Annotated in this window: 8 protein-coding genes; 4 read left to right on the top strand and 4 right to left on the bottom strand. The window is 72.0% G+C overall.

The features are described from left to right. Positions 1-123 precede the first annotated feature (123 nt). Positions 124-3,777, top strand: a complete 3,654-nt coding sequence (locus tag ACH4T9_RS24280; RefSeq protein ID WP_396673637.1) for a discoidin domain-containing protein — start codon at positions 124-126, stop codon at positions 3,775-3,777. Positions 3,778-4,049: 272 nt separating this feature from the next. Beyond that, positions 4,050-5,273, top strand: a complete 1,224-nt coding sequence (locus ACH4T9_RS24275) for a multidrug effflux MFS transporter (protein ID WP_396673786.1) — start codon at positions 4,050-4,052, stop codon at positions 5,271-5,273. Positions 5,274-5,322: 49 nt separating this feature from the next. On the opposite strand, the gene ACH4T9_RS24270 is transcribed toward ACH4T9_RS24275, so the two are convergent. Then, on the bottom strand, positions 5,323-5,952 hold the full coding sequence (locus tag ACH4T9_RS24270) for a hypothetical protein (protein ID WP_396673636.1): 630 nt from the start codon (positions 5,950-5,952) through the stop codon (positions 5,323-5,325). Positions 5,953-6,095: 143 nt separating this feature from the next. Next, positions 6,096-7,235, bottom strand: a complete 1,140-nt coding sequence (locus tag ACH4T9_RS24265; RefSeq protein WP_396673635.1) for a helix-turn-helix domain-containing protein — start codon at positions 7,233-7,235, stop codon at positions 6,096-6,098. Between the two features lie 28 nt (positions 7,236-7,263). Here ACH4T9_RS24265 and ACH4T9_RS24260 point away from each other — a divergent pair, with 28 nt between their 5' ends. Both ACH4T9_RS24260 and ACH4T9_RS24255 read left to right on the top strand, forming a co-directional pair. After that, positions 7,264-9,231, top strand: coding sequence for a S8 family serine peptidase (locus tag ACH4T9_RS24260; protein WP_396673634.1), 1,968 nt, complete (start codon positions 7,264-7,266; stop codon positions 9,229-9,231). Positions 9,232-9,249: 18 nt separating this feature from the next. Further along, the gene (locus tag ACH4T9_RS24255) at positions 9,250-11,247 is read left to right on the top strand and encodes a hypothetical protein (protein WP_396673633.1); all 1,998 of its coding nucleotides are present in this window, start codon (positions 9,250-9,252) and stop codon (positions 11,245-11,247) included. Positions 11,248-11,391: 144 nt separating this feature from the next. Here ACH4T9_RS24255 and ACH4T9_RS24250 read toward each other — a convergent pair whose 3' ends face one another. Then, the gene (locus tag ACH4T9_RS24250) at positions 11,392-11,715 is read right to left on the bottom strand and encodes a CU044_2847 family protein (RefSeq protein ID WP_161689692.1); all 324 of its coding nucleotides are present in this window, start codon (positions 11,713-11,715) and stop codon (positions 11,392-11,394) included. Between the two features lie 29 nt (positions 11,716-11,744). Then, complete coding sequence (locus tag ACH4T9_RS24245) at positions 11,745-12,101, bottom strand: hypothetical protein (RefSeq protein WP_396673632.1); 357 nt, start codon at positions 12,099-12,101, stop codon at positions 11,745-11,747. Positions 12,102-12,108: the final 7 nt, after the last annotated feature.

The raw sequence follows: 12,108 nt of genomic DNA, 5'->3' as shown, positions 1-12,108 counted from the left end.
CGCCAGTCTCCGGGCCGGTCGGTGCGTCCCCGCGACCCGGCCGGCCCGGCAGCCCCACCCCGCCGTGGCATCCCCCGGTCAGCGGCGGGCACCACCACCCCCGAGAGAAGGTGCAGCTCCGCCATGCCCGGAAACAGCACGAGACGACGTACCCCCAGCCGGTGGCTGACCGCCGGCCTGCTGGCCACCGGACTGCTGGTCTCCGGCGTCCCCGCCCTGCCCGCCGCCGCGTCGGCCGCCCCGGCCGGATCCCCCGGTGGCGCCGCGCCGGTGCCCGCGACCGCGGCGGCCCTCGCCGGGATCTCCGCCACCATGACCGCCAGCAGCGTCAGCCAGAACTACGGCCCGGGCAACGCCAACGACGGCAACCCGGACACCTACTGGGAGAGCGCCAACAACGCCTTCCCGCAGTGGCTCCAGGCCGACCTCGGCGCCACCGTCACCGTGGACCGGCTGGTGCTGAAGCTGCCGCCGGCCGCCGCCTGGCAGACCCGCACCCAGACGCTGTCCGTGCAGGGCAGCACGAACGGCTCGTCCTTCACCACCCTGAAGGCGTCAGCCGGGTACACCTTCGACCCGGCCACCGGCAACACGGTGACCATCACGTTCGCCGCCGCCAGCAGCCGGTACGTCCGGCTCAACCTCACCGCCAACACCGGCTGGCCCGCCGGCCAGGTCTCCGAGTTCGAGCTGTACGGGCCGGCGGCCGGGGACACCCAGGCGCCGAGCGCGCCCGCCAACCTGGCCTACACCCAGCCGGCCGGCGGACAGATCAAACTGACCTGGACCGCCTCCACCGACAACGTGGGGGTGACCGGTTACGACGTCTACGCCAACAACGCGCTGCGCGGCAGCGTCGCCGGCAACGTGCTGACCTACACCGACAACCAGCCCGCCAGTGCCACCGTCTCGTACCACGTGCGGGCGCGCGACGCCGCCGGCAACCAGTCGGCGAACAGCAACACGGTGACCCGCACCGGCAGCGGCACCGGCGGCACCAACCTCGCCGTCGGCAAGCCGATCACCGCCTCGTCGTACGTGCACACGTTCGTCGCGACCAACGCCAACGACAACAACGCGGCGACGTACTGGGAGAGCAACGGCCAGCCGGGCACCCTGACCGTGCAGCTCGGGGCGAACGCCGGCGTCAGCTCCGTGGTGCTGAGGCTGAACCCGGACTCGTCGTGGGGCCCCCGCACCCAGACGGTGCAGGTGCTCGGCCGGGAGCAGAGCGCCTCGGCGTTCACCAGCCTGGTCGGCCCGGCCGGCTACGCGTTCAACCCGGCGTCGGGCAACACGGTTACCATCCCGGTCTCCGCCACCGCCGCCGACGTGCGGCTGAACTTCACCGCCAACTCCGGGGCCCCGGGCGGGCAGGTGGCCGAGTTCCAGGTCATCGGCACGCCGGCCGCCAACCCGGATCTGACCGTCACCGGCCTGGCGGCCAGCCCGGCCAGCCCCACCGAGACGGACGCCGTCACCGTCTCCGCCACCGTCCGCAACGCCGGCACGCTGGCCTCCGCCGCGACCAACGTCAACCTCTACCTGGGCGGCGTGCGGGTCGGCACCGCCTCCGTCGGCGCCCTCGCGGCCGGCGCCTCGACCACCGTCACGGCGAACATCGGGGCCCGCGCGGCGGGCAGCTACCCGCTGAGCGCCAAGGTCGACGAGGCCAACGCCGTCATCGAGCAGGACGAGACGAACAACAGCTACACCAGCCCGTCCCCGCTGGTGGTCCGCCCGGTCGCCAGCTCGGACCTGGTCGCCCAGTCGGTCGACTGGACGCCCGGCAACCCGTCGGCGGGCAGCACCGTCGCCTTCTCCGTCACCCTGCGCAACGCGGGCACCGTCGCCTCGGCGGGCGGGGCGCACGGCATCACGCTGACCGTGCTCAACGACGCCGGCACCGTGGTCCGCACCCTGACCGGCTCGTACTCCGGCGTGATCAACGCCGGGGCCACCGTCGGCCCGGTCAACCTGGGCACCTGGACCGCCGCGAACGGCAGATACACCGTGCGGGTGGTGCTCGCCGTCGACGCCAACGAGCTGCCGGTCAAGCAGCAGAACAACACCAGTGAACGGCCGCTGTTCGTCGGTCGGGGCGCCAACATGCCGTACGACATGTACGAGGCCGAGGACGGCGTGGTCGGCGGCGGCGCGGCCGTGGTCGGGCCGAACCGGGACATCGGCGACCCGGCCGGCGAGGCGTCCGGGCGGCGGGCGGTCACCCTCAACACCACCGGCAGCTACGTCGAGTGGACCACCCGGGCCAGCACCAACACCCTGGTCACCCGGTTCTCCATCCCGGACGCCCCGGGCGGCGGCGGGATCAACTCCACGCTGAACGTCTACGTCAACGGCGCCTTCCACAAGGCCATCGACCTGACCTCCCGGTACGCGTGGCTCTACGGGGCCGAGGCCGGCCCCGGCAACTCGCCGGGCGCGGGCGGACCGCGGCACATCTACGACGAGGCCAACGTCATGCTCAACTCGACGGTGCCGGCCGGCAGCAGGATCCGGCTCCAGAAGGACCCGGCGAACACCACCACGTACGCGATCGATTTCGTCAACACCGAGCAGGTCGCGCCGATCGCCAACCCGGACCCGGCGAAATACACCACGCCGGCCGGCTTCACCCACTCCGACGTGCAGAACGCCCTGGACCGGGTGCGGATGGACACCACCGGCAACCTGGTCGGGGTCTACCTGCCCGCAGGCAACTACTCGACCGCGTCGAAGTTCCAGGTGTACGGCAAGGCGGTCAAGGTGACCGGCGCCGGCCCCTGGTACACCCGCTTCAACGCCCCGTCGGGCCAGGACAACACCGACATCGGCTTCCGCGCCGAGAACTCGGCGTCCGGCTCGTCCTTCGCGAACTTCGCCTACTTCGGCAACTACACCTCTCGGATCGACGGCCCGGGCAAGGTGTTCGACTTCTCCAACGTGTCGAACATCGTGATCGACAACATCTGGAACGAGCACATGGTGTGCCTCTACTGGGGCGCTAACACCGACTACATGACCATCAAGAACTCCCGGATCCGGAACATGTTCGCCGACGGCATCAACATGACCAACGGGAGCACCAACAACCTGGTCAGCAACAACGACGCCCGGGCGACCGGCGACGACAGCTTCGCGCTCTTCTCGGCGATCGACGCGGGTGGCGCCGACATGAGGGACAACATCTACGAGAACCTGACCTCCACCCTGACCTGGCGGGCCGCCGGGGTGGCCGTCTACGGCGGCTACGCCAACACGTTCCGCAACATCTACATCGCGGACACCCTGGTCTACTCGGGCATCACGATCAGCTCCCTCGACTTCGGATATCCGATGAACGGCTTCGGTGCCGACCCGCCCACCAGGTTCGAGAACATCTCGATCGTGCGGGCCGGCGGGCACTTCTGGGGTGGGCAGACCTTCCCGGCGATCTGGGTCTTCTCCGCCTCGAAGGTGTTCCAGGGCATCCGGGTCAGCGACGTCGACATCGTCGACCCGACCTACAGCGGCATCATGTTCCAGACCAACTACGTCGGCGGTCAGCCGCAGTTCCCGGTCAAGGACACGATCTTCACCAACATCTCGATCAGCGGAGCCCGCAAGAGCGGTGACGCGTTCGACGCCAAGTCCGGCTTCGGGATCTGGGTGAACGAGATGCCGGAGGCGGGCCAGGGCCCGGCCGTCGGCTCGGTCACGTTCAACAACCTGCGGATGAGCAACAACGCCCAGGACGTCAAGAACACCACGTCCACCTTCACCATCAACCGGAACTGACCCCCCCAACAGCGCCGGGCGCCGCCGGAGGACACAACCCTCCGGCGGCGCCCGGTCACGTACCGGTCCCGGCGCCATCGTCACGGGCGGTGACCTCTGTCACCTCTGGGGAGAAGGGGAATGAGCTCGGCAAATCCGGGTTTGCAGCCAGGTGTGACTGCTGAACCGATCCCCGCCCGGCGCTGCGCCCACCGGTCGGAGCCGTCCCGGTGACCGCCGCCGGTCTCGACGTCTCCCGGGCGCCGGCGACGCCCCGAATGCCGGGCGACCTGATGAGCCGGCGGCAGCGCCTGCGACTCGTCCTCGTCCTCGGCTCGCTGATCGCGGTGGGCCCGCTGACCATCGACATGTACCTGCCCGCACTGCCCGCGCTCGTCACCGACTTCGGCACCACGTCGGCGGCGGTCCAGATGACCCTCACCGGCACGCTGGCGGGCCTCGCCCTCGGCCAACTGGTGATCGGCCCGCTGTCCGACGCCGTCGGGCGACGCAAGCCCCTGATCGCCGGTATCGCGCTGCACGTCGTGGCCTCGTTGCTCTGCGTCGTCGCGCCGAACATCGCGGTCCTCGGCGCGCTGCGGGTGGTGCAGGGACTCGGTGTCGCCGCCGCCTCGGTGGTCGCGATGGCCGTGGTCCGCGACCTGTTCGACGGCACGGAGTTCGCCCGGCTGCTGTCCCGGCTGCTGCTGGTCATGGGCGCGGCGCCGATCCTCGCGCCGACCCTCGGCAGCGGGCTGCTGCGCTGGACGGACTGGCGCGGCGTGTTCGTCGCCCTGGCCGCCTTCGGTGTGCTGCTCGTCGTGGTCGCCGCGCTCGGCCTGCGCGAGACGCTGCCGGCCGAACGGCGCCGACGCGGCGGGGTGCGCGCAACGGCACGGGTGTACGGCTCGCTGCTGCGGGACCGCACGTTCGTCGGCCTGGTCCTGGTCGCCGGGCTGGCCATGGCGGCGCTGTTCGCGTACGTGGCCGGGTCGTCGTTCGTCCTGCAGGAGCAGTACGGGCTGAACGAGCAGCAGTTCGGGCTGGCCTTCGGCGCGGGCGCGGTCGGCCTGATCGCGGCGACCCAGGGCAACGTGCGACTGCTGCGCCGCTACTCGCCGCAGCGGATCCTGGTGGCCGCCCTGGCCGTGGGGACCGTGGCCGGGCTGGCAATGCTCGCCTTCGCCGCGACCGGGTTCGGCGGGCTGCCGAGCCTGCTGGCGTCGCTGTGGGTGGTGCTGGCGGCGGCGGGCCTGGCGATGCCGAACGCGCCGGCCCTGGCCCTGTCCCGGCACGGCGAGGCGGCCGGCACCGCCTCGGCGCTGCTCGGCGCGGTGCAGTTCGGCGTCGGCGCGCTGGCCGCGCCCCTGGTGGGTGCGCTGGGCACCGGCGCGGTGGCGATGGCTGTGGTCGTCGCCGGCGGCATGGTGGCGGCGACGGTGGTGCTGCTGCTGGTGGTGCGCCCGGCCCGGCTCGCCGAGCTGGAGCCGGACGGGGTGGTCGTGGCGGCGCACTGAGGCCCTCGGGGCCGCGCGCCAGGGGGAGTGCCCGACGCCGCCGCGACGGTCAGCGCAGGGCGGCGTACGCCAGCGGCACGGCGGGTTGGCCGGCCCACGTCCCGGTCAGCCGGTGCCCGGTCAGGCCGGTGTCGGCACCGAGGCAGCGGACGACGGCCAGCTCGACCGGGCCGGCGACGATCCGGGTCGGGTCGCCGTCCTCGACCCGGTCGACCGGACCGATCGCCGGGACGTCGGCCGGCCGGGGGCCGTCGGCGGCGACCGCCATGCTGGGCGTCCGGTGTTCGCGCCGGCCGTCCACCTCGACGTACTCCTGCGCCTGGGCACCGTCGGTGAGGACCGCCCGGGCCAGGGCCGCGGCGTAGACCGGGTCGCCGCAGGCGTCGTACACCCAGCGCCGGCCCAGCACCGAGTGCTCGCAGGTCCCGACGAGCCACGCCTCGGCGCCGTCCAGCGGCGTGCCCCGGTAGGTCAGCGGCACCTGATGCACCGGTCCCGCCCCGGCCCGGACCAGCATCGTCTCGATCCCGACCGCTCCGGCGGGGTCGTCGAACCGGTAGGCCGCGACCCGTTCGACCGCGCCCCCGTCGGCCCCCCGGAACCAGGGGCGGCCGGGCAGCCAGGTCGCCAGGAGTTCGAGCTTCGTGGGGCGCAGTTCCGCCCGGTGCAGCAACGCCATACCCGGATCATAGGGACGCCGAATCGCTCCGGGCCGCCCGGGGAGAGGGTCGGCCGGTCCGCCCCGCGCCCCAGCCCGGCCCGCACGTCTGCGGCGGCGGCCCCACCCGAATCCCGGGGGCGCAAGCGCCCGCGATCATCACGTCAGTCCGCGCCCGGTGGTTGCACCCAGCCGCGATGCGCCGCCTGCAGTCCGGCCTGGAAACGGGTCTGGGCGCCAAGTTGGTCCATCAGACTCCGGACCCGGCGTTGCAGGGTGCGGTAGGAGAGTCCGGTCTGGCGGCTTATCGCCTCGTCGCCCAGGCCTGCGGCGAGCAGTGACAGCAGGGTGGCCTCGAACGGGGTGGGTACGGCTCGCGCCGGGGTGAGGTCTTCCGGGCCCGGGTCCGCCGCGCCGAGCTTCGGCAGCTGCGGCAGCGGCACCGCCTGCCGCCACAGGGTGTCGAACAGCGATTGCAGGCCGTCGAGCAGCTCCGAGGGGCGAACGATGGCAGAGGCATGGATGGTGTGATGTTTGGTTTGCAGGGCCACCAGGGCGATCTGGCCATCGATGAGGTACATCTTGACCGGTACTCCGGATGCCACCCGGGCACGCTCGCCCGCGGCGGCGACCGACTGGTAGTGCCCTGACCACCAGCCGGGGATGTCCAGGGTGGCCCGGTCGTAGACCACCCGGAAGTTCACGCCCTTGGCGAGCGCGTCGAGCTCGATCTGGTTGGTGGCGAGGGGATCGTCGAGGTAAGGCGGCCGGTCGAAGGCACACATCTCCCGTCGCGCGGCGCGGATGAGGCGCAGGCCGCGCTCGTGGACCGCCTCCTGGCCGACGACGATCTCGACCAATCCGGTGGGATGCTGGGTGGACAGCACACGATGGTAAGCCTCGTCGAGCTGCAGGGCGGTGGCCCGGACCAACTTGAGTTCGGCCTCCTTGCGCAGGATCAGCGCCTCCAGGGCGACGTCCGGCGGCGCAGGCGGGTACCGCACGACGGGTCCGGGCACCGGACGGACCAGATCGAGCTTTTCGAGTGCGACCAAGGCGTCGTGGATCTGTTGTGGCGTCAGCCGCGTCATGTCGCCGAGGTCGTCGACCGACGCGCTGGGTTGGCGAATCAGTGCCTGGTAGACGAGCTGTTCCGTGCCGTCGAGGCCAAGGGCGTCGAGCATGTATTGATCATGCCCGGTCAGGTCGGCCCCGTCGTTGGCGGGTTCACGCCAGCGACGTGAACGCGCCGCGCCCAGCACTTCCCTGCTGGTGGCGCGTTGCTCGATCCTCAGACCCACCATCCCCAGTCCTGCATCCCAAGGAGCATCCATGAGTCGTCGACGATGGAGATCGCGCGACACGATTGTCGGGGTTTCCGTCCTCGGGCTGGTCCTCTCCGGCGCCGCGCCGGCCACGGCGCGCCCGAACCTCCCGACCGTCCCGGCAGCCGTCCCGGCCGTCGTCACCCCGACCGGGGCCGACCCGGCCGGTGTCGCGCCGGGCGCGCGTCGGGTCACCCTGATCACCGGCGACGTCGTCCACTACCGGGTGGACAAGGAGGGAACGCCGCGCGTCACGCTGGAGCCGGCGCTGCGCTCCGGCCGCGGCGCGATGAGCTTCCTACAGGTCCGCGACGGCGACTCGTACTTCGTCTACCCGTCCGACGCCATGCCACTGGTCGACGCGGGCAAGCTGGACCGGGCCCTGTTCGACGTCGGCTACCTGGTCGACAACGGCTACACCGACGACCTGACCGACGAGCTTCCGGTGATCGCCCAGTACGGCACCGGTGCCCGTAGCGCGAAGTCGCCGAACGCGGGCACGCTGAAGGTGCGGGCCGAAGCCCTGCCGGCCAACACCGACGTGGCGGCGCTGCCCAGCGTCGGCGGCGCCGGGTTCGACGTGACCAAGCAGCAGGCCGGCGACTTCTGGGCCGCGGTGGCGGGTACCCGCAGCGACGTGGGCGCCCGCGCGTCGGCGCTGGGCGCCGGGCTGACCAAGCTCTGGCTGGACCAGCGGGTCTACCCGACGCTGGACCGCAGCGTGGCGCAGATCGGCGCGCCCGAGGCGTGGAAGGTCGGCCTCGACGGGACCGGGGTGAAGGTCGCCGTCCTGGACAGCGGCATCGACCTCAACCACCCGGACTTCGGCGGCGGCCGGATCGTGGCGGCGGTGAACCACACCTCCGCCCCGTCCATCCACGACAACTTCGGCCACGGCACCCACGTGGCCTCGATCATCGCGGGCAGCGGCGCCGCCTCCAACGGCAAGTACAGGGGCGTGGCCCCGGGCGCATCGTTGATGGTCGGCAAGGTGCTCGGCGACTACGGCACGGGCAGCACCCGGAACGTGATCGCGGGCATGGAGTGGGCCGCCGCGGCCGGCGCCGACATCGTCAACATGAGCCTCGGTGGCGGTGGCGACCACACCAGTCCGCAGAGTGTCGCTCTCAACAACCTGACCTCGCAGTACGGGACGCTCTTCGTGGTGGCCGGCGGCAACAGCGGCCCCAACCCGCAGACCCTGGGAGCGCCCGGCGTCGCCGAGGCGGCGCTGACCGTGGCCGCGGTGGACCGCGACGACAAGACGGCCGGCTTCTCCAGCCGCGGGCCCCGGACGGGTGACCACGGCCTCAAGCCGGACATCGCCGCCCCGGGCGTCGGCATCGTGGCCGCCCGCTCCGAGCCGAGCATCATGGGCGGCGCGCCCGGTGAGCGCTACCTGGCGGCCAACGGCACCTCGATGGCGGCCCCGCACGTGGCCGGCGCCGCGGCGATCCTCGGCCAGCAGCACCCGGACTGGGCGGCCAAGCAGCTCAAGCCGGTGCTGGTCAGCACCGCCAAGGACACCGGAAGCCGCGCCTACGAGCAGGGCGCCGGCCGTCTCGACGTGGCCCGGGCGGTGCGCCAGCAGGTGTACGCGACCAACAGCCTCGACTTCGGTCTGATCACGTACGGGCAGACTGCGGCATCAAGCCGCACCGTCAGCTACGTCAACAACTCGACGACGCCGGTCACGCTGCGGCTGACCGCGACGCTCTCCACCGACAAGGGCAACGCCCCCGCCGGGATGCTCACCCTCGACAGGGAGACCGTGACGGTGCCGGCCAACGGCACCGCCGACGTGACGGCGACCGTGCACCCCGCAGCCGGCAGCGAGGCCACCTGGTACGAGGGCGCGTTGCGGGCCAGCGCGGAGGGGATCGAGGTCGGCACCGCTATCGGGCTCTACAAGGAGCCCCAGTCGTTCCAGGTCACCGGCAAGCTGATCCTGCCGGACGGGGTGGACCCGGCGTAATTCTACACCGGCAACTGGGTGTTCGCCCGCACCGACGGCCGCAAGGACCGCGGCGGAGCGGTGCTCGGCGGCGCGGGGACCGAGACGACGGCCCGCGTCTACGGTGGTGAACACGCCCTGGCGGTGTTGGTCGACTGGTTCGACTCGGACGGCCGCAACAGCGCGATCGCCATGCAGCCGGAGTTCGACGTCACCGAGGACACCACGGTGACCCTGGACCTGCGCAAGCTCCGAAAGATCACCGTCGACACGCCGAAGGGCAGCGACAACTACCAGATGGTGTTCGGGGCGCTGCGGTTGGGCGCCAACAACTACGGCGGCGTGCAGGGCTCCGCGACGGCCCGACCGGCCGACGGTTGGGATGGCTGGCTGCTGCCCACGAAGCCGGTGCGGCAGGGCGTGTTCCAGGCGTTCAGCCAGCACCTGCTCGGCGCACCGCAGATCGCCATGTCGGTGCGCGGTCCGCGTGGCCTCGACCTGCACCCGCGCTACCAGGCCGCCGACGCGGTGCTGCCCAAGCTCGACGGCCGGCGCACCCTGCCGATGGTCTATGCCGGCACCGGCACCACCGAGGACTTCGCCGCGGTGGATGCGAAGGGCAAGCTGGTGCTGCTCGACCTCTCCGACGCCTGCCCGCTGATCGTGTGCGGGGAGGAGGTCGCCACCCGGGTCGGCAACGCCGCGCAGGCCGGGGCTGCGGCGGTGCTGGGCTTCGGCAAGCAGGGCCACGTCATGATCGGCGACACCACCTGGCCGGTCTACCCGATCCCGACGATGAGCATCCCGGTGGCCGAGGCCCGGACGCTGCTCGGACGGCTGCAGGGCGGCGCGGTCAGCGTCAACACCTTCGGTACGGCGGTCAGCCCCTATCGGTACGTCCTGGCGTTCCCGGAGTTCGGCCGCGTGCCTCAGAAGCTGGCCTACCGGGTCACCGACCGGCAGCTCTACCGGGTCGACAACCGGTTCCACTCCGACGCCCCGGCCACCGTCGGCCAGGTATGGTCGGCCAACCACGCCGACATGCTCGTGTCCGCGATCACCAGGGCGGCGCCACGCCGGGCGCAGAGCACGGTGACCGAGTACGTCGGCCCGATCTCCGGCGACGTGCTGTGGAATCGCTCGGCGGACTACCAGTACGACGAGCCGGTGAACGGGGTCCAGGCCGGGCCGTACTTCGGGGCGAACGAAATCTTCACCAAGCCCGGACGGCGCGCCGAGGCGTGGAACTCCCAACCGCTCGCCACCGGACCGCACGGTTCGCCCGCGAACACGCTGGCCCACCCGTGGGGCGCCGTCAGTTGCTTCACCTGCCGCGCCGGAGACACCATGGTCTTCGACACGCAATCGCTCGACCAGGCGGGCCACAGCACGCAGGGCCGGCCCGGCGAGTGGACGCTGTCGCGGGACGGCCAGGAGATTCCCGTCAAGGAGCGGGGATACCTGGTGAACGCCATCTTCTTCATGCTGCGGTTCCCGGTCGACACCTTCGACGTGCCGGCCGAACCCGGCCGGTACCGGCTCACCCACACCGCCACCGCCAGAAATCCGCAGCAGCGGTACGCCACCAGGGAGGACGCGGTCTACACGTTCCGGTCGCAGCGGCCGACCGCCGAGACCGCGGACTTCGCGTCCTGCATCGGCCAGACCCTGCTGGGACGGGCCGAGCCGTGCCGGGCGGAGCAGATCCTGCGGCTGCGCTACGACACGGAGGTCGACCTGGCCAACCAGGCCGTCGCCGGCCGGTCGCAGGAGATCACCATCGGCGGCCACTACGGCAACGGCCTGGCCGCGCCGAAGCTGCGCAGCCTGAGGATGTGGGTGAGCACCGATGACGGTGCGAACTGGAAGTCCGTCAAGGTGGACAAGCACAACGGCAAGTTCAGCGGACGGATCAGCCACCCGAAGCTGGAGCAGACGACGGGCGCGGTCAGCATCCGCGTCCACGCCGTCGACGAGAACGGCAGCACCGTCGAGCAGACCCTGCACCGCGCCTACGGCCTCCGCAGCGCACGCTAGGTAGGAAGGTTCACAGTTGTGGGGCGGGGCCGGGAGACATCCCGGCCCCGCTTCGCTCGCTCGCCGGACAGCGGCCCGGTCGGGGTTCGCGTGCGGCGGGGCGGGGCTCGCCCACCGTGCCGGCGGTGTCCTGAGCGGAGTCGGTCAGGCGGTGGGGGAGCGGTGCCAGCGCACGGTCACCTGGAGCTGCCCCTGCACCCCGGTTCGGGCGATCAGCGCGCCCGCCTCGGCGCTGAGCTGGACCCCGAAGCTGATCTCCACCTCGTCCGGCCGGTCGGCCATGGACCGGAACTCGGTCAACGCGGCGGACGCCGCGTCGCGCGCCTGGCCGATCGCCCGGTTGAAGCTGACCCCGGCCTTGCGCAGCACGTCCTCGGCAGCGGAGGCCGGGGCGATCCCCGGCGTGTCGTCCACGGCGACGAGCACGCTGCCGCCGCCGTCCAGGGCGAACTCGACCACCTCGGTCATCGGCCACGTCCTTTCTCGATCGACCGCCGTCAGGCGCTGAGGCAGGGGAGCCTCAGCCACTGGTCCTCCGGCGTCCGGCCCCGCACGGTATCGAGTTCGGTCAACAACCTGGCGAGCAGCGCGGAATCGTCCAGGTACTGCAGCACGGCGGACTGGAAGGCCGCGGTCATCGTCGCCGGCATCATGTCCGAGGCGTCACGGCAGCGGGTGCCGGTGGTCAGGGTCCGCGCGATGCGGCGCTCCAGGCCGTCGGGGTACGCCGTCGGGTCGGTGCCCGCGTTCAAGGTGAACGCCAGGTGCCCGCTCGCCTCCCGCCACACCGTGCGGGCCGGATCGCCGGCCAGGTAGCGGATCAGCTCCCGGGCCCCGGGTGTGTCCCGGAACATGCCCACC

The sequence above is a fragment of the Micromonospora sp. NPDC020750 genome, from assembly GCF_044334565.1.
Taxonomy (GTDB): domain Bacteria; phylum Actinomycetota; class Actinomycetes; order Mycobacteriales; family Micromonosporaceae; genus Micromonospora.
Note: the sequence above shows the minus strand (reverse complement) of the source record. Positions and strands in the feature narration are given on the sequence as shown.

Bases quoted from the DNA above. Each gene is read 5' to 3' on its own strand.
- ACH4T9_RS24270 (WP_396673636.1), bottom strand. From the start codon at position 5,952: ATGGCGTTGCTGCACCGGGCGGAACTGCGCCCCACGAAGCTCGAACTC.
- ACH4T9_RS24260 (WP_396673634.1), top strand. From the start codon at position 7,264: ATGAGTCGTCGACGATGGAGATCGCGCGACACGATTGTCGGGGTTTCC.
- ACH4T9_RS24245 (WP_396673632.1), bottom strand. From the start codon at position 12,101: ATGTTCCGGGACACACCCGGGGCCCGGGAGCTGATCCGCTACCTGGCC.
- ACH4T9_RS24250 (WP_161689692.1), bottom strand. From the start codon at position 11,715: ATGACCGAGGTGGTCGAGTTCGCCCTGGACGGCGGCGGCAGCGTGCTC.
- ACH4T9_RS24275 (WP_396673786.1), top strand. From the start codon at position 4,050: ATGAGCCGGCGGCAGCGCCTGCGACTCGTCCTCGTCCTCGGCTCGCTG.
- ACH4T9_RS24265 (WP_396673635.1), bottom strand. From the start codon at position 7,235: ATGGTGGGTCTGAGGATCGAGCAACGCGCCACCAGCAGGGAAGTGCTG.
- ACH4T9_RS24280 (WP_396673637.1), top strand. From the start codon at position 124: ATGCCCGGAAACAGCACGAGACGACGTACCCCCAGCCGGTGGCTGACC.